Source organism: Kribbella sp. NPDC023972 (assembly GCF_040639075.1).
In the GTDB taxonomy this organism is placed as follows: Bacteria; Actinomycetota; Actinomycetes; order Propionibacteriales; family Kribbellaceae; genus Kribbella.
In genome coordinates, this window is the sequence record NZ_JBEZZH010000005.1 from 351,104 (window position 1) to 370,686 (window position 19,583).

The 19,583-nt window shown below is 69.4% G+C and carries 23 protein-coding genes; 10 read left to right on the plus strand and 13 right to left on the minus strand.

Annotated features, from left to right (window positions below):
- Positions 1–18 precede the first annotated feature (18 nt).
- From AB0F43_RS22295 to AB0F43_RS22310, 4 genes are read right to left on the minus strand one after another with little or no spacing between them, the layout of a single operon-like run.
- Positions 19–900: an LLM class flavin-dependent oxidoreductase gene (locus AB0F43_RS22295; protein WP_360479825.1), complete on the minus strand. Its 882-nt coding sequence runs from the start codon at positions 898–900 to the stop codon at positions 19–21.
- Positions 901–933: 33 nt separating this feature from the next.
- Complete coding sequence (locus AB0F43_RS22300; protein WP_360479828.1) at positions 934–1,338, minus strand: Rieske (2Fe-2S) protein; 405 nt, start codon at positions 1,336–1,338, stop codon at positions 934–936.
- A gap of 11 nt (positions 1,339–1,349) precedes the next feature.
- The gene (locus tag AB0F43_RS22305; RefSeq protein ID WP_360479831.1) at positions 1,350–1,901 is read right to left on the minus strand and encodes a DUF6529 family protein; all 552 of its coding nucleotides are present in this window, start codon (positions 1,899–1,901) and stop codon (positions 1,350–1,352) included.
- Between the two features lie 8 nt (positions 1,902–1,909).
- Positions 1,910–2,560, minus strand: coding sequence for a hypothetical protein (locus AB0F43_RS22310; RefSeq protein ID WP_360479834.1), 651 nt, complete (start codon positions 2,558–2,560; stop codon positions 1,910–1,912).
- Between the two features lie 73 nt (positions 2,561–2,633).
- Between AB0F43_RS22310 and AB0F43_RS22315 the strand changes: the two genes are divergently transcribed.
- The 3 genes from AB0F43_RS22315 to AB0F43_RS22325 are packed head-to-tail and all read left to right on the plus strand — an operon-like array spanning position 2,634 to position 4,757.
- Positions 2,634–3,287, plus strand: coding sequence for an alanyl-tRNA editing protein (locus AB0F43_RS22315; protein WP_360479837.1), 654 nt, complete (start codon positions 2,634–2,636; stop codon positions 3,285–3,287).
- On the plus strand, positions 3,230–3,361 hold the full coding sequence (locus tag AB0F43_RS22320; protein WP_360480496.1) for a hypothetical protein: 132 nt from the start codon (positions 3,230–3,232) through the stop codon (positions 3,359–3,361). The genes AB0F43_RS22315 and AB0F43_RS22320 overlap by 58 nt, the downstream gene beginning before the upstream one ends.
- A gap of 43 nt (positions 3,362–3,404) precedes the next feature.
- Positions 3,405–4,757 carry an FAD-binding protein gene (locus tag AB0F43_RS22325; protein ID WP_360479840.1) on the plus strand — a complete coding sequence of 451 codons (1,353 nt, stop codon included), beginning with the start codon at positions 3,405–3,407 and terminating at the stop codon, positions 4,755–4,757.
- On the opposite strand, the gene AB0F43_RS22330 is transcribed toward AB0F43_RS22325, so the two are convergent.
- Positions 4,754–5,602 carry an NAD(P)-dependent oxidoreductase gene (locus AB0F43_RS22330; RefSeq protein ID WP_360479843.1) on the minus strand — a complete coding sequence of 283 codons (849 nt, stop codon included), beginning with the start codon at positions 5,600–5,602 and terminating at the stop codon, positions 4,754–4,756. The genes AB0F43_RS22325 and AB0F43_RS22330 overlap by 4 nt on opposite strands.
- A 109-nt stretch (positions 5,603–5,711) precedes the next feature.
- On the opposite strand from AB0F43_RS22330, the gene AB0F43_RS22335 reads away from it, so the two are divergent.
- Positions 5,712–6,851: a pyridoxal phosphate-dependent aminotransferase gene (locus AB0F43_RS22335; protein ID WP_360479846.1), complete on the plus strand. Its 1,140-nt coding sequence runs from the start codon at positions 5,712–5,714 to the stop codon at positions 6,849–6,851.
- Here the strand turns inward: AB0F43_RS22335 and AB0F43_RS22340 are convergent.
- Positions 6,848–8,191, minus strand: coding sequence for a sulfatase-like hydrolase/transferase (locus AB0F43_RS22340; RefSeq protein ID WP_360479849.1), 1,344 nt, complete (start codon positions 8,189–8,191; stop codon positions 6,848–6,850). The genes AB0F43_RS22335 and AB0F43_RS22340 overlap by 4 nt on opposite strands.
- A 76-nt stretch (positions 8,192–8,267) precedes the next feature.
- Between AB0F43_RS22340 and AB0F43_RS22345 the strand changes: the two genes are divergently transcribed.
- A complete protein-coding gene (locus tag AB0F43_RS22345; protein WP_360479852.1) occupies positions 8,268–9,221 on the plus strand; it encodes an MBL fold metallo-hydrolase in 954 nt (317 codons plus the stop codon).
- A complete protein-coding gene (locus AB0F43_RS22350) occupies positions 9,214–10,782 on the plus strand; it encodes an FAD-dependent monooxygenase (protein WP_360479855.1) in 1,569 nt (522 codons plus the stop codon). Before AB0F43_RS22345 ends, AB0F43_RS22350 begins: the two co-directional genes overlap by 8 nt.
- Before the next feature lie 38 nt (positions 10,783–10,820).
- On the opposite strand, the gene AB0F43_RS22355 is transcribed toward AB0F43_RS22350, so the two are convergent.
- Both AB0F43_RS22355 and AB0F43_RS22360 read right to left on the minus strand, forming a co-directional pair.
- Positions 10,821–11,279 (minus strand): GNAT family N-acetyltransferase, encoded by a 459-nt coding sequence (locus AB0F43_RS22355; RefSeq protein WP_360479858.1) that lies wholly within the window; start codon positions 11,277–11,279, stop codon positions 10,821–10,823.
- Positions 11,269–11,646, minus strand: a complete 378-nt coding sequence (locus AB0F43_RS22360) for a DUF5997 family protein (RefSeq protein ID WP_360479861.1) — start codon at positions 11,644–11,646, stop codon at positions 11,269–11,271. Before AB0F43_RS22360 ends, AB0F43_RS22355 begins: the two co-directional genes overlap by 11 nt.
- Positions 11,647–11,685: 39 nt before the next feature.
- On the opposite strand from AB0F43_RS22360, the gene AB0F43_RS22365 reads away from it, so the two are divergent.
- On the plus strand, positions 11,686–12,375 hold the full coding sequence (locus AB0F43_RS22365; protein ID WP_360479864.1) for a LysR substrate-binding domain-containing protein: 690 nt from the start codon (positions 11,686–11,688) through the stop codon (positions 12,373–12,375).
- A gap of 57 nt (positions 12,376–12,432) precedes the next feature.
- Positions 12,433–12,951: a VOC family protein gene (locus AB0F43_RS22370; RefSeq protein WP_360479867.1), complete on the plus strand. Its 519-nt coding sequence runs from the start codon at positions 12,433–12,435 to the stop codon at positions 12,949–12,951.
- Between the two features lie 15 nt (positions 12,952–12,966).
- Here AB0F43_RS22370 and AB0F43_RS22375 read toward each other — a convergent pair whose 3' ends face one another.
- A complete protein-coding gene (locus tag AB0F43_RS22375; RefSeq protein WP_360479870.1) occupies positions 12,967–14,094 on the minus strand; it encodes a GMC family oxidoreductase in 1,128 nt (375 codons plus the stop codon).
- Between the two features lie 163 nt (positions 14,095–14,257).
- Between AB0F43_RS22375 and AB0F43_RS22380 the strand changes: the two genes are divergently transcribed.
- Positions 14,258–15,352 (plus strand): aldo/keto reductase, encoded by a 1,095-nt coding sequence (locus AB0F43_RS22380; protein WP_360479873.1) that lies wholly within the window; start codon positions 14,258–14,260, stop codon positions 15,350–15,352.
- On the opposite strand, the gene AB0F43_RS22385 is transcribed toward AB0F43_RS22380, so the two are convergent.
- Positions 15,339–15,929, minus strand: a complete 591-nt coding sequence (locus tag AB0F43_RS22385; protein ID WP_360479876.1) for a TetR/AcrR family transcriptional regulator — start codon at positions 15,927–15,929, stop codon at positions 15,339–15,341. The genes AB0F43_RS22380 and AB0F43_RS22385 overlap by 14 nt on opposite strands.
- A gap of 116 nt (positions 15,930–16,045) precedes the next feature.
- Between AB0F43_RS22385 and AB0F43_RS22390 the strand changes: the two genes are divergently transcribed.
- Entirely contained in the window at positions 16,046–17,005 is a 960-nt protein-coding gene (locus AB0F43_RS22390) for a TIGR03885 family FMN-dependent LLM class oxidoreductase (protein ID WP_360479879.1), read from the plus strand.
- A 10-nt stretch (positions 17,006–17,015) separates the two neighbouring features.
- Here the strand turns inward: AB0F43_RS22390 and cpt are convergent, their stop codons facing one another.
- Genes cpt through AB0F43_RS22405 form a run of 3 tightly spaced genes read right to left on the minus strand, consistent with a single transcriptional unit; the run spans position 17,016 to position 19,554 of the window.
- Positions 17,016–17,546: a chloramphenicol phosphotransferase CPT gene (cpt, locus tag AB0F43_RS22395; RefSeq protein WP_360479882.1), complete on the minus strand. Its 531-nt coding sequence runs from the start codon at positions 17,544–17,546 to the stop codon at positions 17,016–17,018.
- Positions 17,547–17,593: 47 nt separating this feature from the next.
- The gene (locus AB0F43_RS22400) at positions 17,594–18,280 is read right to left on the minus strand and encodes a GAF and ANTAR domain-containing protein (protein ID WP_360479885.1); all 687 of its coding nucleotides are present in this window, start codon (positions 18,278–18,280) and stop codon (positions 17,594–17,596) included.
- A gap of 29 nt (positions 18,281–18,309) precedes the next feature.
- Positions 18,310–19,554 (minus strand): MFS transporter, encoded by a 1,245-nt coding sequence (locus tag AB0F43_RS22405; RefSeq protein WP_360479888.1) that lies wholly within the window; start codon positions 19,552–19,554, stop codon positions 18,310–18,312.
- Between the last annotated feature and the right edge of the window lie 29 nt (positions 19,555–19,583).

A 19,583-nucleotide genomic window follows, 5' to 3' on the forward strand; every position in this document is an offset into this window, starting at 1 on the left:
CGTCGTCACCCGTGGTAATCAGTCCAGCAGCGCCCGAGTCGCCGGTACGACGTCCGCCGCGAACCGGGTGAGCTGGGTCAGGTCGTGCTGCTCCGGCCAGAAGATGAACGTCCGGAACGGCTGCTCGGTCGCCAGCCGCGCGAAGAAGGCCGCCCACTGATCCGGCGTGCCCCGCAGCGGCTCGGCGCCCCGCGTGGTGTCAGTGTCACCGGGTACGTCGGTGATCGTCCCGACCACCTGGGCGATCCGGAGCACGTCCGCCGGATCCCGGCCGGCTTCCTTGGCCGCCTCGTCGATGATCGCGTTCGCCCCGGCCCATTCGTCGTACCCGAGGTACTGCGGGATCGGGGCGGCCCAGCCGTCGGCGAGCCGGCCGGTGAGGCGCATCGACCGTGGCCCGACCGAGCCGACCCAGATCGAGATGTCGTGCGCCGGCAGCGGTCCGGTGCGCAGGTTCAGCGGGTAGTACTTGCCGTCAGCAACCACTCGGCCGGGCTCCGTCCACAGTCGCCGGAGCAGCCCGATCCCCTCGGCCAACGCGTCGAGCGCCTCGGCCGGCGTACGGTCCGGGCCACCGATACCGGTGATACCCCGCGGAATCCCGCCCGCCCCGAGACCTAGCTCGAACCGCCCACCCGACAGCACGTCGAGCGCCGCGGCCGCCTGCGCGAGCATCCCCGGCGGCCGCAGCGGCAGCGGTGCCACGTCCGGGAAGAACCGCAGCCGCTCGGTCCTGGCCAGTAGATCTCCGATCAGCGCCATCGCGTCAATTTGGCTGGGCGCGTACGGATGGTCCTGCACCGCGACCAGGTCGAGCCCAGCCTCCTCCGCCGCCGCGACCAGCTCCCGATGCAACCCGATCTCCGGGGTCGGCGTCACCTGTATTCCGAATTCGACCATGCCGGCAGGATGGCAGTTGAAGGGCGCTTGAACTCAAGCGAGCTGGATGGAATCCCCGGAGACGGTGATCCGCTTGGCCGCCAGCGGCTGCGGCGCCGGGTCCTTCACCACCGACCCGTCGTTGATGTCGTACTTGCTGCCATGACAGTCGCAGTTGATCGTGCCGCCCGAGACGCCGGCCACCTGGCACTGCTGATGTGTGCAGACCGAGGTGAAGGCCTTGAAGGTGCCCGCGGTCGGCTGGGTGATGACGACCTGGCTGTCACCGATGACGACTCCACCGCCGACCGGGATGTCACCGGTCTTGGCGATCGCGGTGCCGGCCGGGGCCGAGCTGGCCGGCGCTTGCTGAGGTTCGCCGTACGTGCTGCACCCGGCGACCGCGGCGACGGCGGCAGCACCGGCGGCGAGGACAGTACGGCGACTCGGTTCGTCCACGGCGGGTCCTCTCAACGAATGATGCCGAAGGTGGTGAAGAACCACAGCGACGAGGTCAGCCACAGCCCGACCAGGCCGGTGAAGACAGCCCCGCCGACCACCGGCAGCAGCCAGCGCGGCAGGTCGTTCCGGCTCAGGGTGAGCATCTTGGCCGCGAACGCGCCGTAGAAGAAGCAGCCGAGCAACGAGTGCACCAGCACCCGCGGCTCGTCGTACCGGAATCCCAACGCGTACAGGCAATGCGCGACCACCGGCAGCGTGACCAGAACGGCCGCTCGTCCCGACCACCGGTGCAGCGGCCCGACCCACCGCCGCCCGGCCAACCCCCGAAGGTGCCCGAAGAGAGCCAGCGCAGAGATCAGTTGTACGACGGCCAGCACCAGAGCGAGCGTGGCCAGCCAAGCCTTGACCGACAATGGGCCGGAGAAACCCGCGACGTTCACCGCGACACCGGTCGGATCGTGCAGTCGACCATAGACGCCGAGTACGACGGCCACCGCGGCCCCGACGGACAGCGGGAGCGCGACCCGGCTCGCGGCCCGGACCGGCACAGTCGTCGTCATGACACTCCTCAGAACGTCTCGTCGCCGGTGATCGACGTGGCCGCGACCGCCGTACCGCCGATCGTCGCCGTACTGCTGGCCAGGTCGAGCGGGGGTGCGGGAGCGGCGGTGCCGTCATTGTCGATACCGACCTGACTGCCGTCGGGCAGGACGATCCAGCCGATGGTGTTGCGCGAGGTGCGTGCGCGATACAGGCCCGCCGGCGGGTCCGCCTTGTCGATCGTGAAGGACAGCTGGCGGCCGCGCACCGTGATCGTTCCGGTGACGGCCTCGGTGGCCAGGGTGCCGACCAGCTGGTCACCGGCCCTGGAACGCAGTGTGATCCGGCCGGCGGTCAGCGTTCCGGTCAGCCAGGCCTCGACACTGCGGCCGTCGCAGACGTACGCCGCGGCTCGGCCGCCCTTCACCGCGACCGCGAGAGTGGCCGCGCGTCCCGTCGTACGTCCGGTGAAGACCGCGACGACCTGCTGCGTCGGGGTGGCGGACGGCGTGGTGGGGGTCTCCGTGGGAGTCGGCGGCGGAGACGTTGTCGTGGCGGGTCGTGTGGTCGCGGCGGCACCAGGGGCCGCGGAGTCGGTCTGGGTGCTGTTCACGACGAGCAGCGCGACCAGGCCGGCGGCTGCGGCCGCCAGCGTCACCAGTGGACTGCGTTGCCCCATCTCCCCCACCCCTGAGTCGAGAATCCACGCCGCCCCGCCTGGGCGTCAACGGCTGGTTGCTAGATTCGGCAACGTGAGTCAGCACGGACACACGCATCGGCTGGACCTCGACGACCCGACGCTGCGGGAGTGGGACGCGGTCGTCGTCGGCCTCGACCCGGAACGCGGCATCGTGCTCGATCGATCCGCGTTCTATCCCGGCGGAGGCGGCCAGCCGCCGGACCAGGGCGTGCTGCTCTGGGGCGGGGTGCGGACCCGCATCGTGGGCACGGTCAAGGGTGACGACCTGTACCTGGTGCCGCACGAGGAGGACCCCGTTCCGCCGGCCGGGACCGCGGTCCGCGGTGCGCTGGACGACCAGCGCCGTACCGACCTGATGCGGACGCACTCCGGCCTGCACGTGCTGACCGGTGTGGTCTTCCGCGACTTCGGCGCGCTGGTCACCGGCGGGAACATGGAGCCGCTGACGGCCCGGATGGACTTCGACCTGGCCGAGGTCCCGCCGGACTTCAAGGACCGGGTCGCCGAGGCGGTGAACGCGGAGATCCGGACCGACCGCCGGATCACGGTGGCCAACCTGCCGCGGGAGGAAGCGTTCGCGATCCCCGACATCATCCGCACCGCCACCAACCTGCTGCCCCCGATATCGAGGTCGTCCGCATCGTCGACATCGAGGGCCTCGACACCCAGGCCGACGGCGGCACCCACGTCGCCTCCACCGCGATGATCGGCCGGATGGAGGTCGTGAAGATGGAGAGCAAGGGCCGCGGCTTCCGCCGCCTCCGCGTTCGCATCAGCTGACCCCTTCGAGGGGAAGACTGCTGACCCGGAGAGGGAGGCAGTCATGTCTGAAGTGGTGGAACGGCTTCGGGATGTGGTGGAAGGGCCGGTGTTCGCGCCCGCGGACGAGGGATTCGCCGCGGAGGTGGCGGGTTTCAATCTCGCCGCACGGCACACGCCCGAGGTGGCCGTCGGGATCACGTCGGAGGCGGATGCCGTCGCGGTGGTGCGCACGGCGGCGGACAGCGGAACGCCGCTCCGCGTCCTCGCGACCGGGCATGGTTCAGCGAGATCGATCGACGGTGGCGTCCTGGTGACGACCTCCCGGATGTCGAAGGTCACCGTCGACGGCCGGATCGCGCACATCGAGGCGGGGTGCCGGTGGGCCGAGGTGGTCGCGGCCGCGGCAGAGCACGGGCTCGCGCCGATCACCGGAGCCTCCGACGCGGTCGGCTGCATCGGCTACACGCTCGGCGGCGGACTCGGGCCGCTGTCGCGGACGTACGGCATCTCGTCCGACTGGGCGCGCGGCTTCCGCGTCGTCACTGGCACCGGCGAGGTCGTCACGGCCAACGCCGATGAGAACGCCGACCTGTTCTGGGCGCTGCGCGGCGGCAAGGGCGGCCTCGGCCTGGTCACCTCGATGGACTTCGAGCTCGTCGAGCTCAGCACCCTGTACGGCGGCTCGCTGTTCTTCGGCGCCGACGACATCGAGTCGGTGCTCACCACCTGGCTCGAGTGGACCAGGACCGTTCCCGAGACGGTGAACTCCTCGGTCGCGATCCTCCGGCTGCCGCCGCTGGACGCCATCCCCGAACCGCTCCAGGGCAAGACCACGCTGACCGTCCGGTACGCGTTCGTCGGCGACCCGGCCGAGGGCGAGCGGCTGTTCCAGCCGATCCGGGACGCCGGTACGGCGGTGCTCGGCGGGATCGGCGAAATGCCGGCGAGCGACATCGCGCTGATCCACAACGACCCCAGGGACCCGCTTCCGGCCTGGGACCGCGCGGTGCTTCTGAACGAGGTCGACGCCGACTTCGCCGGCACCTTCCTCGACGTCGCCGGACCGGACCGGCAACTGCCCCTCATCGCCGTCGAGATCCGGCACCTCGGTGGAGCGATGCACCGCGACGTACCGGAAGGCAGTGCGGTCGGCGGGCGCGGCGCCGCCTACAGCCTGGCGATCATCGGCGTTCCGGATCCGAACCTGTTCGCGGAGGTCCTGCCGACGGCGGTCGACGGCGTGCTCGGCCCGCTCGCGGGCTGGATCTCGGCCGAGATGACCGTCAACTTCGCGGGCAGTTTCTCGGTCCCCGGTGTGTACGAGGCGTGCTGGCCGGCCGAGACGTTCGCCCGGCTGGGCGACGTCCGGGCGACGTACGACCCGGACAAGCTGTTCCCCTTCGGACCGGCCTAGTCGCGCCAGGAGTGCTGGGGCTCGTAACCGAGGAGCTTGCGGGCCTTGTCGATGGACAGCAGGGTCTCGTTCGGGCCGAAGGGCCGCTTCACCGGTACGCCGGGGAACACTTCGGCCAGCAGCTCCTCGTTGGGCCGGGTCATCACCGTGTCCGCGTTCGCGATGATGAACACGTCGGTGCCGGTGGCGTCGTACTCGAGCGCCTTGCGGACCGCCTGGGCACCGTCGCGCGCATCGATGTAGCCCCAGAGGTTCCACTTGCGCAGCCGCGCGTCGGCGTCGAACGACGGGAAGGCCGCGTAGTCCTCGGGGTACATCACGTTGGAGAACCGCAGGCCGATCAGCTTGAGGTCCGGGTGCCACCGGACCAGCTGCCGGGCCAGCTCCTCCTCCAGCGTCTTCACCAGGGAGTAGGTGCTGTTCGGCCGCGGCGCGTACTCCTCGTCCACCGGCACGTACGGCGGGAACTCGTCGAACGGCAGGCCCAGCACGGTCTCGCTCGACGCCCAGACGAGGTTGCGCACCCCGGCCCGCAGCGCGGCCGAGAACACGTTGTAGGTGGCCACCATGTTGTTCTCGAAGGTCGCCGCGTTCGGCCGCAGCCCCGGCGCCGGGATCGCGGCCAGGTGGACGACCGCGTCGACACCGTCGTGCCGGTCGTCGATCCCGGCGAGCGCCTCGTAGGTCTGGCCGAAATCGGTCAGGTCGACCCGCGTCGACGTGACGCCGGCCCGCGCCGGCGCGGCCTGGTCCAGGGCGACCACGTCCCAGCCGTTGTCCAGCAGGTGATCGACGACCGCCCGGCCGAGTTTGCCGCTGCTGCCGGTGACCGCTACCCGTGCCATCCGTGCTCCTTCTTCAGCTGTTGGTGCCGATGATTCCACGCGCGGCAATCGGTTTCAGCGCCCAGCCACAGGGTGGACTAGTCTCGGACTTGTGAAACTAGCTGGGCGGATGGAACGTCTCGGGACCGAGTCGGCGTTCGAGGTGCTGGCCAAAGCCAAGGCACTGGAGGCGAGCGGTCGCGAGATCGTGCACCTCGAAATCGGCGAGCCGGACTTCGACACCCCGGCCCATGTCGCGGCCGCCGCGCAGCAGGCCCTGGACAAGGGCCACACGCACTACGTCCCCGCGCCGGGCATCCCCGAGCTGCGGACCGCGGTGGCGGACTTCCTGGAGCGCACGAACCGGCTGACGACCACGCCCGACCGGGTGCTGATCACGCCCGGCGCCAAGCCGATCATGTTCTTCGCCATCCTGGCGCTGTGCGAGGAGGGCGACGAGGTCCTCTACCCGGACCCGGGCTTCCCGATGTACGCGTCGATCGCCGCGTTCGCCGGCGCCAAGCCGGTCCCGGTGCCGCTGCGCGAGGAGAACGGGTTCGTCATCGACCCCGAGGAGCTTGCCTCCCTCGTCACCGACCGGACCAAGCTGCTCATCCTCAACTCCCCGCACAACCCGTGCGGCAGTGCCTCCACACCCGAGCAGCTGGAGGCGATCGTCGAGATCGCGATCCGGCACGACCTGGTCGTGCTCAGCGACGAGGTCTACTGGGCGCTGCGGTACGACGGTGACCACCACAGCGTGCTCGACCTCGACGGGATGGCCGAGCGGACGATCCTGCTCGACGGCTGGTCGAAGACGTTCGCGATGACCGGCTGGCGGCTCGGTTTCGGCGTGTTCCCGTCGCCGCTGATCGAGCCGATCACCCGGCTGGTGATCAACTCGGTCTCCTGTACGTCGGCCTTCAGCCAGCACGCCGCGATCGCGGCCCTCGAAGGTCCCTGGGACGACGTCGACACCATGCTCGACGCCTTCCGGGAACGCCGCGACGTGATCGTCTCGGGCCTGAACGCCGTACCAGGGGTGTCGTGTGTCGAGCCGGGCGGCGCGTTCTACGCGTTCCCGAACATCACCGAGCTCGGCATGTCCGCCGCCACCCTGGCCGACCGTCTGCTCGAGGAGGCCGGCGTCGCCTGCCTGCCAGGGACGGCGTTCGGCGCGTACGGCGAGGGCCACCTGCGGTTCTCGTACGCCAACTCGGTCGAGAACATCCAGCGCGCCCTGTCCGCCTTCAAGGACCTGACGTCCTAGAGCTCAGCCTCGGCCGGCTCGATCTGCAGCTGGCCTGAGTCACGCTCGGGGCTCCCAGCGATCGTGGGCGGCGCCTCCCCCGCGTCGGTCATCCGGCTGATCAGTCTCTCCCGCAGCCGCGCGGCGACGTGCGTGTGTGAGCGGTAGCCGATCAGGTTGTCGAGCTCGTACGGGTCGGCCAGCAGGTCGAACAGGTAGGTCTCGACGTAGTGGTCCGAACCGGGTGCGCCGGGATCGCAGTCCGGTGCGACGACGCCGTACTTCCAGCGCTGGGTTCGCACCGCGCGGGCCGTCTCCGACTCGCTGACCTGGACGAACACGTCATCACCCCACTCGGCGTTCCGGTTGTGCAGCAACGGAACGGCCGACCTACCCTGCATCTCCTTCGGCACCGGCAGTCCGGCGGCATCGAGCAGTGTTGGCGCGAGGTCGACGTGACTGACCAACTGGTTGACCTGCCCGCCACCGGTGAAGATGCCGCCGGTGGCCACAGTCGGCACCCGGATCGAGGCGTCATGCACCGACCGCTTGTACTCGGAGTTGCGGGTCTTGAAGTGGTTCCCGTGGTCGGACGTGAACAGGACGATCGTGTCGTCGCGCCGGCCGAGACTGGTCAGCGCGTCGAGCAGCCGGCCGTACGCCTCGTCGATCCGCTTGACCATCCCGTAGTACCCGGGCAGTTGCCGGTACGACGTCCCACCCAGCGTGGCCAGGTCGGGCGGCGTCCATGCACCGCGGTAGGCCTCTTCGTAACCCTCCGGCGCCGGGTAGTCGTCGCGCCGGTTCTGGTGATGCGGTTCGAGCAGGGACAGGAACAGGAAGAACGGCCGGTCTTTCGGCTCGGCGACGTACCGGATGGCCGCGTCGGTCAGCGCGTCGACGCGGTACCCAGGAAGCTTCACCTGGGCACCGGAACCGTCGTACACGATCGTGTTGTAGGAGTCCGAGGTGTGTTCGAGCGCGTTCGCGGCCAGCCAGTACTCGTAGCCGCCACGCTGCTCAGACCGCACCGGACCACGAGACGACGAGTCGCCGAGGTGCCACTTGCCGACGTACGCCGTTGCGTAGCCCGCGGCACCGAAATGGTGTGCGAGCGTCCTGGCGTCGCCGGGCAGCGGGATCCCGTTGCGGTGCGGGCCGGCGGTTGTCGGGTAGAGGCCGGTCTGGAGCGTCGCGCGCGCCGGGGTGCACAGTGGCTGGCAGGTGAACGAGTTCGCGAAGTGCGTCCCCGCCCGCCCGACTCGATCCAGATTCGGCGTCAGCCCCACCGGATTCCCCTGCAACCCGCTGGTGTCCCAACGCTGCTGATCAGTGAGAAAGACGATGACGTTGGGACTCATGGTCTCGATCCTTTACCGATCCCGCGGCGGGTGTCACGGTGTGTGTCAGGAATCGGTCGTCCCTGAGGAGGTCCGGGTGAAACCGTTTGCGTCTTCGGCCGACCTGGCTGAGAAGACTGAGACGCTGGAGGTCCTCGCTGACGGGGTGTACGCGCTGACTGCCGAGGGCGATCCGAATGTCGGGGCGATCGAGGGTGAGGAGTTCCTGGTCGCCTTCGAGGCCAGGGCCACGCCCGTCGCCGCCCGCGAGTGGCTGGACAAGCTGCGGGAGCACACCACGAAGCCGGTGCGGTACCTGGTGCTCAGCCACTATCACGCGGTGCGCGTGCTCGGTGCGTCCGCGTTCGACGCCGACGTGATCATCACGCACGACAACACCCGCAAGCTGATCGCGGAACGCGGCCGGCAGGACTGGGACAGCGAGTTCGGCCGGATGCCGCGGCTGTTCAAGGACCCGTCCTCCATCCCGGGCCTCACCTGGCCGGACGTGACGTTCTCCGATCGGCTCACCATCGACCTCGGCGGGAACCGCGGCGAGCTGGTCCTGCAGTACTGCGGTCGCGGCCACACCGCCGGCGACATCGTCGCGTGGCTGCCCAAGCACCGCGTGCTGTTCGCCGGCGATCTGGTCGAAGCGCAGGCCGCGCTGTACACCGGTGACGCCTTCCACGCCGACTGGTCGACCGGCACGCTCGACCGCGTGAAGGCGTTCGAGGCCGAGGTCCTCGTCGGCGGCCGCGGCGCCGTACCGCGCGGGCGTGAGGCGGTCGATGCCGCGATCGGGCAGACCCGCCACTTCCTGCTCGTGCTGCGGGAGAAGGTCGGGGCGATCCATTCCCGCGGTGGGACGGTCGCGGAGGCGTTCCAGGCCGCGCATGACGCGCTGGCCCCGCAGTACGGTCGCTGGCCGATCTTCGAGCACTGCCTGCCGTTCGACGTACAGCGTCTGTGGGAGGAACTCGACGGGATCGACTGGCCGCGCATCTGGACCGCAGAACGCGACCGCGAGGTTTGGGACAGCCTTGTCTGACGACCCTCTGGTCGCGGTGATCGGGAACGGACCGGTCGGACAGACCACCGCGCTCCTGCTGGCCCGCTGGGGCATCCGGGTGGTCCTGCTCGACCAGCGCCCCCGCCGCGATGTCGTCGGTTCGAAGTCGATCTGCCAGCAGCGGGACGTGCTCGACATCTGGGCCTCGGTCGGTGCGGACCGGATCGCCCGTGAAGGCCTGGCCTGGACCACCGCGCGCACGTTCTACCGCGACCATGAGCTGTTCTCCTGGTCGTTCGCGGATCCGGGGCCCTCGGCCTTGCCGCCGTGCGTGAACATCTCCCAGAGCCGCACCGAGGCGATCCTCGACGAGTGCATCGCCCGGCAACCGCTGATCGACGTACGGTGGGACGCCGAGGTCACCGCGATCTCCCAGGACGACTCTGGTGTGACGCTGACCTGTGCGCCCGGCCAGTTGAAGGTCCCGTACGCCGTTCTGTGCGCCGGGGCGCGGGCCGACACACTGCGGCAACAGCTCGGGGTGGGGTTCGTCGGTGAGAGCTTCGACGACCGGTTCCTGATCTGCGACATCCGGGCGGACCTGCCGGGCTGGGGGACCGAGCGGCGGTTCTACTTCGATCCGGTCTGGAACCCGGATCGCCAGGTGCTCATCCATCCGTGCCCGGACTCGACGTACCGGATCGACTGGCAGGTGCCCGAGGACTTCGACGCGGACGCCGAGCGCGCGGACGGCCGGCTCGACGCGCGGATCCGGATGATCGTCGGTGATCGTCCGTACGAGATCGTGTGGCAGTCGGTGTACCGGTTCCATTCCCGTTGTGCGGATCGAATGCGGGTCGGCCGCGTCTTGCTCGCCGGCGACTGCGCCCACCTGTACGCGCCGTTCGGCGCCCGCGGGCTGAACTCCGGCGTCCCGGACGCCGAGAACGCGGCCTGGAAGCTGGCGTTCGTCCTGCGCGGCTGGGCACCGGAGGAACTCCTCGAGACCTACCACCTCGAACGGCACGCGGCCGCGCTCGAGAACCTCGAGGTCACCAGCGCCACCATGCGGTTCCTGGTGCCGCCGGACGCGGCGCACTGGTCGCTGCGACGGGCCCTCCTAGACGCCGCGGTCGCCGATCCGGCCAAGGTGGTGGACGTCGACTCGGGCCGCTTCGCCGAGCCCTTCTGGTACGTCGATTCGCCGCTCACCACACCCGATCCGACAAGGCCCTTCGCCGGCCGGCCCGCACGCGGTCAGTTGTCACCACCTGGTCCCGGCATCCTCATTCCTGACGCACCCGTGACCGGAGGCGGCCGGTTGCGCGAGCTGGTCAGGGACGGTTTGTTGCTCCTGACAACAACCTGGTCAGCTCGGCTGGAGGCGTCCGCCCCGCACCGGGTGATCAGCCTGCATGAGCTCGGCCTCGACAACGCCGTACTGGGCGCACGTCCCGGCGAAGCCTGGCTGATTCGTCCGGATGGTCACGTCGCCGCCGTGCTCACCGACGAGCGAGCCGTTCAGCCGGCGGTTCACCGTGTCCTCACCGGCGATCAACTCACACCTCGGCCGGAACGACCATCACCCAGTCGGCGCTGACCACCCGATAGCCGAGGGTGTGGAGCCCGCGGAGTGCCCTACGTTCCTTGGGGATGGCGCACCATGTAGACGTCGACCGGGTCCTGGCCCTCGACGGTGAATCCGTGCCGCTCGTACAACCGCTGGGCGGCGCTGCCCTGCAGGACGTTGAGGCGGACGGGTACGCCGTCGGCGTCGGCCCGACCCAGCAGCGTCCGCAGAACAGCCGATCCGAGTCCACGGCCCTGGTGGTCCGGACCAAGGTAGAAATGCTCCAGCCACCGTCCCTCCTCGGCCGGGCGCACCGTCACGGACCCCGCGAAGGCACCGGCGACCACGATCACCGACGTGTGCTGGGGCGAAAACGAATCCCGGAACCGCTGCCGCACGCGGTGTTCGTCGAACCGCCCCAACCGCTCCAGGTCCGGCCGCATCACCACGGCCCGCAACTCGGCGATCGCCTCGACGTCCGTTGGCTTTGCGGATCGAAACACCCACTCCACCGGACTACTCTTCACGCGCCTGTTCCTTGAGCCGGGCGGCCTCCTTGCGAACGTCGGCCTGGATGGCGCGTTCGTGCTGGAGCCAGTCGGGGTTCTCGGATTTCAGGGCTTCGATCTGGTCGGTGGTGAGGGCTTCGGTGATGCCGGCCCGGGCCAGGCCGCTGATCGAGACGCCGAGTTTCGCGGCCACCACGGCGCGTGGGTGCGGGCCGGTACGTCGGAGCTCGCGCAGCCACTCGGGTGGGTCGGCCTGCAGAGCGTTCAGCTCCTCGCGGGACACGACGCCCTCCTGGAAGTCCGCCGGAGTGGCCTGGAGGTACACGCCCAGCTTCTTCGCCGCCGTGGCGGGCTTCATCGTCTGGGGTGTCTTGTGCGCCGTCATGGCAGCAAGGGTAGCGATCACACCCGGTAACCTGAGCAGGTGACCGGCCCCCCAACGTCCTTCAGGCTCGGGTACGTCCCAGGGGTGACGCCCGCCAAGTGGGCGCGGATCTGGCAAGAGCGGTCCCGCGGCATCCCCCTCGACCTCATCCAGGTCACGGCCGCCGACGCAGACTCCCTGGTCCGCGGTCGCGAGATCGACGCGGCGTTGCTGCGCTTGCCGATCGACCGGACTGGTCTGCACGCCATCCCCTTGTACGTCGAGACGACGGTCGTCGTGATCCCGAAGGACCATGTCGTCACCGCGGTCGAGGAGGTGACCGCCGAGGACCTGGCTGACGAACTGATGCTTCATCCGCTGGACGACGTACTCGACTGGGAGCGCCCGCCGGGCCGGGTGATCGACGAGCGGCCGGCGACCACCGCGGACGCCGTCGCACTCGTCGCGGCCGGGACCGGGCTGGTCGTCGTACCGCAGTCCCTCGCACGGCTGCATCACCGGCGCGACCTCACCTACCGGCCGCTCGTGGACGCGCCGGAGTCGGGAGTCGCGTTGTCCTGGCCGGAGGATGAGACGACCGAGCTGATGGAGCAACTCATCGGCATCGTCCGCGGCCGGACCGTGAACAGCAGCCGCGGCCCCGAGCCCGCCAGGAAGCCCGTCCCGGCCCGGAAGGCCGTCAAGAAGCCCGACCGCCGCGGCGGACAGCGCCGGAGACCAGGCCGCTAGCCTTAAGTTGAGTATTCAACTATCATGGGTGGTGACATCCATGAGAAGGAGTGCGTGATGGCGATCTTCCGGCTGAACCACGCGGTGCTGTTCGTGCGCGACCTGGCCGAGAGCGTCGCCTTCTACCGGGACGTGCTCGGCTTCGGGTACACCGAGACCGGCGACGCGTTCCAGGGTGCGGCGTTCCTGCGCGCGCCCGGCTCGACCAACGACCACGACCTCGGGCTGTTCGAGCTCGGCGCCCAGGCCGGGCCATCCGGCGCCGGGCGGACGACGGTCGGCCTCTACCACCTCGCCTGGGAGGTGGACACCCTCGGCGACCTCGAGGACCTGTCCGCGACGCTGGCCGAGGCCGGCGCACTGGTCGGGGCGTCGGACCACGGCACCACCAAGTCGCTGTACGGCAGGGACCCGAACGGGCTGGAGTTCGAGATCGTCTGGATCATCCCGGCGGACCTGCTCACTGACGAGGACCGGCAGAAGACAGGTGTCGGCCGGCTGGACCTCGCTGCCGAGGTGGCCAAGTACGGTCGTGAGGCCCGTAGCGGCGTCGGCATCTCCCGCGTCCTCAGCTGACAGTCAGCTGAACCGTCAGCTGACCAGGCGCTCGGCGATGCGGAGCGAGTTGGCCAGCACGGTCAGCACCGGGTTCACTCCCCCGTTGGTCACGTGCACCGAGGCGTCGGCGATCCACACGTTGTCGTGACCCCAAACGCGACCGTGAGGGTCAGTGACCGAGCGGCCCGGATCCGCACCCATCCGACAACTGCCGGCCTGATGCTGGCCGCTACTGGCTTGCTGCGTGGTCCCGAGATCCCCGACCGCAGTCCGCACCGCGCCGGCCTCGACCAGCCACTGCCGAGCCTTCTCACTCATGTACGCCTGCGCCCGGACATCCTCAGGATGAATCGACCCGCTGATCACCACGACCGGATTGCCGAACCGGTCCACCACGTCCCGATCCACCCGCACCCTCGACTCCGCTGACGTGACCTCCTGGATCGGCCCGACCACCCGCATCATCCGGCGCGTCTCCCGCCGCATCGCCCGCTTACCGGCCGCACCGGCGCGCGGGATCAGCCCCGCCGCGGTCAGATATTCGTACGTCGCGGCCGGTGTCGGGACGAACTCGTTCGCCAGCATCCCGCCGCCCACGATCCCGTCGTTGCCGTGCCGGAAGTCGCAGATCGCGATCGACACCCCCGGCCCGACCAGGTCGGCCACCTCGTCGTCGAACAGTCCGACCGCTCCGGCGTACACATGAGCCTGCAGATACCGGCCCACCTGGTCCCGGTTGTTGCCGAGGCCGTCGGGCTCGCGGTCATGCGCGCTGTTGAGGAGCAAGCGTGGTGTCTCGGTGGCGCCGGCGGCGACGACCACCTCGGCGCAGTTCACCGTATGACGCCAGACCCGGCCGGTCCCGTCGTACCCGACCAAGGCGACGCCGACGACCCGGCCGTGTGCGGTCACTAGCCGATCAGCCGTCGTCTCAGTCACCAGCGTGCACCGGCCAGTCGCGAGCGCGGCCGGCAGTGCGGTGTTGTGGGTCCCTCCCTTGGCCTCGACCGGGCAGGCGAACCCGACACACTGTCCACACCGCACACAGCCGGATCGGCCCTGGTAGTCGACGGAGTTGATCAGCAGCGGTACGTCGAGAGTCCCCCAACCCAATCGCTCAGCCGCAGCCGCCAGCCGTTGAGCCGGAGCGGTCCGAGGCATGGCCGGCATCGGCAGCGGAATCGACCGCGGGTCATGCCACGCACCTGCGATCCCTTCACCGACGTCGCCCCCACCATAGGCTGGCCCTCATGACCGGCGGGCCGGCACCTGGCCCCTCATTTTGTACTTGTGGGTCCATTTTTTGCGAGCCACGATCAAGGGCATGTCACTTGATCAGTACTACCTCCTCGGCCGGTCCGGACTTCGGGTGAGCCGGCTGGCCCTGGGCACGATGAACTTCGGCACCGGCGGCTTCCACGCGGCGTACGGGAAGACCGAGGATGAGGCCCGGCCCATCTTCCGCCGGTACGTCGAGGCCGGCGGCAACTTCATCGACACGGCCGACTTCTACACCGCGGGCGAGAGCGAGACGATCCTCGGCAATCTGATCGACGAGGCCGGGATCCGGGAGCGGATGGTGCTCACCACCAAGTTCACCAACAGCGTCGACCCCGGCGACCCGAACGCGGGCGGCAACGGCCGCAAGCACATGATGCGCGCGGTCGAGGCCTCGCTGCGCCGTCTGCGCACCGACTACCTCGACCTGTTCCTGCTGCACACCTGGGACCGCATCACTCCGGTCGAAGAGGTCCTGCGCACGTTCGACGACCTCACCACCGCCGGCAAGATCCGGTACGCCGGCCTGTCCGACGTCCCCGCCTGGTACGCCGCCCGCGCACAGACGCTCGCGGATGCGCACGGACTCGCACCGATGGTGAGCCTGCAACTGCCGTACTCCCTGGTCGAACGGACGATCGAGACAGAGCACGTCGCGGCCGGCCAGACCCTGGGCCTCGGCATCACCGCGTGGAGCCCGCTCGGCGGCGGCTTCCTCACCGGGAAGTACCGGCGAGACAACCAGGGCGTAGCGGGTGACGGGCGGCTGACCGGTGACGGTGCTGGGGTGCCGACGTGGTCGGATCGGCACTGGGACCTGTTGAAAACCGTCGAAACCGTCGCGGACAAACTCGGGGTGACAATGGCCCAGGTCGCGCTCAACTGGGTCGCCACCCAGCCCGGCATCGCGTCGGCGATCGTCGGCGCCAGTCGTCCGGAGCAGCTGGACAGCAGCCTGGCGGCCCTCGACTTCGAGCTCCCCGCGGAGTTGCGGGCGGCTCTCGACGAGGCGAGCGCCGTACCGCCGGAGTCGGTCTACCGCATGTTCACGCCGGCGTACCAAGGCTGGCTGGTCAGCCCTGGCGCCAAGGTCGCCGACAAACCCGACGGCTATCGCTCACCCGTCGTCAACTGGAACTGACGCGCAGGTAGTCGAGGCAGAGGTCCAAGGCGTCCTCGAGATGCTTGGACGAGCCCGACGACATCAGGATGACGACCCCGCCCTGGATCGCGGCGATCAACGCCGCCGCGGCCCGGTCGGGGTCGACGTCCGCCCGGATCTCGCCGACGGCCTGCATGTCCTCGATGCCGGCCCGGACCCGCTGCTGCCACTGGGCCAGCAGCCTGCCGGTCACCGCCTGCGCGGCCGGAGTGTGCCGGCCGATCTCCGTGATCAGCACGCCGAGGGGGCAGTTCACGCCCTGGCGCCGGTACCTCTCGACGACAACGTCCCGCCATTCGTGCCACGCCTGCCAGGAGGTCAGGCTCCCGAGCTGCGGCTGCTGATCCTCGATCACCCGGTCGGCCTCGCGCTCGGCCACCGCGAGCAGCAACTGTTCCTTGCCGTCGGGGAAGTAGTGGAACAACTGGCTCTTCCCCGTACCGCTGCGCCGTCCGATGTCGTCGAGCGTCACCGCCGCGATCCCCCGCTCCCGGATCTCCGCGGCCGCCGCCGCCACGATCCGCCCCCGCGTCGCCGCTCCCTTGGCCGTCAGCACCCGCACAATGTACCGACCAGTTCAAACGGCGTGCGGAGCACCAGCGCTCGAGCGGGGGTTTTGGCGGTGACGGGGACGGGCACCGGCAGTCGGATCGAGGATCCGGAGGTTTCTGCATGCCCGTCGTCGGATGGCACGCGTCGCACGAGCAGATCCCGCCCAGCCAGTTGCTGCGGGACATCCAGTCGGCCGAGCAAGCGGGGTTCCAGGCCGCGTGGTGCTCGGACCACTTCACACCGTGGAGCCGACGGCAGGGTGAGTCCGGTTTCGCGTTGTCGTGGCTGGGCGCGGCGATGGCGACCACGTCGATTCCGGTCGGAGTCGTGAGTACGCCGGGACAGCGCTATCACCCCGCGATCGTCGCGCAGGCCCTCGCGACCCTGGCTGAGATGTTCCCCGGCCGGCTGTCCGCCGGGTTCGGCAGCGGTGAGTTCCTGAACGAGCACATCACCGGCGATCCCTGGCCGGACAAGGACACCCGCAATGCCCGCCTGAAAGAGTCCGTCGACGTGATCCGCGCACTGCTCACGGGTGAGGAAGTCACCCACCACGGCTTGGTCCGGGTCGACCGCGCGAGGTTGTGGACGCTACCCGTGCAACCGCCGCGGATGCTTGCGCTGGCGGTGAGCGAGGCGACCGCGCGGTGGGCCGGTGAGTGGGCCGAGGGCCTGGTGACGATCTGGCAGCCGCCGGAGCTGCTGAAGCGGATGGTGGCCGCGTTCCGGGAGAACGGCGGCGACGGCAAGCCGCTCGCGGTGCAGATCCACGTGAGCTGGGCGCCGGACGAGGACGAGGCGCTGAACATCGCCTTCGACCAATGGCGATCCAACGTCTTCGAGGCACCCCTGTGCTGGAACCTCGCGACCGCCGAGGAGTTCGACCTGGCCGCCAAGTACATCCGGCCCGAGGACATGCACCGCAGCGTGGTGATCTCCTCGGACGCCGCACGCTTCGTCGACTGCATCCGCGAGGCGGTAGACCTCGGTTTCGACGAGATCTACCTCCACCACGTCGGCCAGCACCAGCAACCCTTCATCGAAACCTTCGGCCGCCAGGTCCTCCCCGCGTTGACCTAGCGACGGTGGGTCACAGGTGGGCGGCGATGGTGTGGGCGCAGGTGATGGATTCGGTGTGGGTGGTGTCGACTTCTACGTCGTACTTCACGCCTTCGTGGACGACGTCCGCCTGTAAAGCGGCCATGCCGACGACGCGGTCGCCGCGGGCGAGCTCGCGGCCGGAGGCGACCTCCGCATCACAGCGGACGCCGACCCACAGCACGTCGAGGTCCCCGATCGCTTCTTTCCAGCGCTGCTGCGAGGCCGCTCCGCCGAGGAAGACGTCATCGACGATCACCCGCGCCCCCGCCCGGGACATGGCGACGACGCCGGCCACCCAAGCCGTGTCGAGCTGACGGAAAACCGGCCCGACCGCGATGTCGCCGTCCGGCTTGAACTCGATCCCCGCGTCGGAGTCGCGCATCGCGGCGGGCAGCGCGTCGACGAAGTCGTCCACCCCGAACGCCAGCCACGCATCCGGCAGCACCGCCTGCAAACACCGCACGATCCCCGACTTGCCCGAGCTCGACCCACCGTTCAACACAACCATCTGCACAGTCACGGCCCTCAGGGTAGAGGGCAAACCGGCGCGTCAGCCTGTGCTTTTCATCAGAGTTGGCTGCCCTGGCGCTGGAGCTGGTCGACGATCTCCTCGGCGATCCGCCTGAGTTTGGTGTTGCTGGTCTGCGAGAGCCTGGTGAGGAAGGCGAAGGCGCGCTGCTCGGGGAGTTTGTACCGTTCCATCACGATGCCGACCGCCTGGCCGATCGTCGTCCGGGTGCGGACGGCCTCCTCGAGATTCTGGATCTCGCGGGCGTACTCGATCGCGGTCGCCGACTGATGGGCGAACAGCGCGTGGAGGGACTCGAAATCCTCGAACGCCCCGACCGTATGGGAGTACAGGTTGAGGGCACCGTTCGCCTTCGGCGCGTCGAACAGTCGCAGACCGGCCTGCGCCCTGATCCCCGCCGCCAGGGCGACATCGGCGTACCTGGGGAAGCGCTGGTCGGTGGCCAGGTCCGGGGAGATGACGTGCACGCTGTTCTCCGCCGCCATGTAGCACGGCCCTTCGCGCAGCTCGTACTGCGCCGCGTCGACCGGCAGCAGGAGCTCGTCGGTGGGCGCGACGGTCTCAAGCCGCTCGTCCTGATGCAGCAGGGTGATGCTGGCGTACTCGACCTGCGGCAGCAGTTCCACCGCCGCGGCGGTGATATTACTCAACGTCTCGTCCAGCGCACCCGGCGTCAGCGACTTCGCCAGTTGTCGCATCGTCTCGACCAATTGCTCATCCCGCATGCGTAGACCGGTACCCGATCCCGAATCCCTCACGCGGCGACCGGGACCCGTAATTTCTCCACCGTGTGCGAGCGGCGGGCCAGCAGGATGAACGGCAGCGCCAGGAGCTGGATGACCGCGCCGATGACGTACGCCGGGCCGTAGCCCCAGACGTCGGCGGCCCGGCCGAGAGCCGGCTGGATCACCACGCCCCCGCCGGAGGCCAGCAGGCTGTCCGAGGACAACACAGTCGCCCGCTGCGCCGACGGGATCAGCTCGTTGAGGTACGCCTGCCGCACCGGAGCGATCGCCGCGAACAGCACCGCCCACAGAGCCAGCAACACCAACGCACCCCAGAAGTTCGACGCCAACGCGAACAGCACCAGCACGACAACGACCGCCCCGGTGGCAACGAGCATCACCGTCGTACGCCGACGGAACGAGCGCGAGACGTACGCGGCCGAAGCGCCGCCGAGAATCTGCGCACCAGCAACCAAGCCGGCGCTCACACCCACGATCGCATACGAGTCGCTCCTGCCGTACAACTCGAGAAGATAAGGCTGCGCGGCGTAGAAGCCGAACATGCTGACCCCAGCGGTGAACGGCGCGGCGAGCATCACCCACCGGACCGGCGGATTCAGCAGCCCGTGGTCGAGCGAGGCCCGCAGGATCCCGCGGATCTCCGTCACGACCGACACCCGCGGCTTCGGCGTGAAACCGATGTCGTGCATCGCCAGCCAGGCCACCACGAAGGTGACCGCGAGCAGCGCCGCGCGGACGACGTACGGGACACCGAGATTCGTCACGTGCGCGAGCAGACCGCCGCCGATCGACCCGCCGAGCATGGCTATACCGTTCGCGATCTGTCCCTTGGCGAACGCCGCGTCGAGCGAGCCGGTGTACCCGGTCGCCTGCAGCCCGTCCACCAGCCACGCCTCGGTGGCGCCGCTGAAGAACGTGAACCCCAGTCCGAGCAGCACCGACGCCACCGCCCAGGCCGCGAACGGCGCGCCGGTCTGCCACAACAGCAGATACAGCAGCGTGGACCCCGTCAGCGTGACCGTCCCGAGGAGGTACGACGTACGCCGCCCGACCGTATCCGCGACCACACCGGTAGGTACCTCGAACAGCACCATCCCCGCGGTGAAGAACGCATTGGCCGCGAAGGCCTCCCCGATGCTCAACCCGGCGTCGAGCAGGAACAGCGTGTTGACGCCCCAGATCATCGACGAGGCGGCCGTCGACACCGTCATGAGCGTGATGTACGTCCGCAGCACCTGTTCGGGTCTCATCATCGGGCGCCTCCTCCGTAGTCATCTGCTAC

Bases quoted from the DNA above. Each gene is read 5' to 3' on its own strand.
- AB0F43_RS22335 (WP_360479846.1), top strand. From the start codon at position 5,712: ATGGAACGTCTCGGGACCGAGTCGGCGTTCGAGGTGCTGGCCAAAGCC.
- AB0F43_RS22340 (WP_360479849.1), bottom strand. From the start codon at position 8,191: ATGAGTCCCAACGTCATCGTCTTTCTCACTGATCAGCAGCGTTGGGAC.
- AB0F43_RS22375 (WP_360479870.1), bottom strand. From the start codon at position 14,094: ATGCCTCGGACCGCTCCGGCTCAACGGCTGGCGGCTGCGGCTGAGCGA.
- AB0F43_RS22310 (WP_360479834.1), bottom strand. From the start codon at position 2,560: ATGGGGCAACGCAGTCCACTGGTGACGCTGGCGGCCGCAGCCGCCGGC.
- AB0F43_RS22405 (WP_360479888.1), bottom strand. From the start codon at position 19,554: ATGATGAGACCCGAACAGGTGCTGCGGACGTACATCACGCTCATGACG.
- AB0F43_RS22390 (WP_360479879.1), top strand. From the start codon at position 16,046: ATGCCCGTCGTCGGATGGCACGCGTCGCACGAGCAGATCCCGCCCAGC.
- AB0F43_RS22305 (WP_360479831.1), bottom strand. From the start codon at position 1,901: ATGACGACGACTGTGCCGGTCCGGGCCGCGAGCCGGGTCGCGCTCCCG.
- AB0F43_RS22370 (WP_360479867.1), top strand. From the start codon at position 12,433: ATGGCGATCTTCCGGCTGAACCACGCGGTGCTGTTCGTGCGCGACCTG.
- AB0F43_RS22330 (WP_360479843.1), bottom strand. From the start codon at position 5,602: ATGGCACGGGTAGCGGTCACCGGCAGCAGCGGCAAACTCGGCCGGGCG.
- AB0F43_RS22325 (WP_360479840.1), top strand. From the start codon at position 3,405: ATGTCTGAAGTGGTGGAACGGCTTCGGGATGTGGTGGAAGGGCCGGTG.
- AB0F43_RS22295 (WP_360479825.1), bottom strand. From the start codon at position 900: ATGGTCGAATTCGGAATACAGGTGACGCCGACCCCGGAGATCGGGTTG.
- AB0F43_RS22360 (WP_360479861.1), bottom strand. From the start codon at position 11,646: ATGACGGCGCACAAGACACCCCAGACGATGAAGCCCGCCACGGCGGCG.
- AB0F43_RS22400 (WP_360479885.1), bottom strand. From the start codon at position 18,280: ATGCGGGATGAGCAATTGGTCGAGACGATGCGACAACTGGCGAAGTCG.
- AB0F43_RS22380 (WP_360479873.1), top strand. From the start codon at position 14,258: ATGTCACTTGATCAGTACTACCTCCTCGGCCGGTCCGGACTTCGGGTG.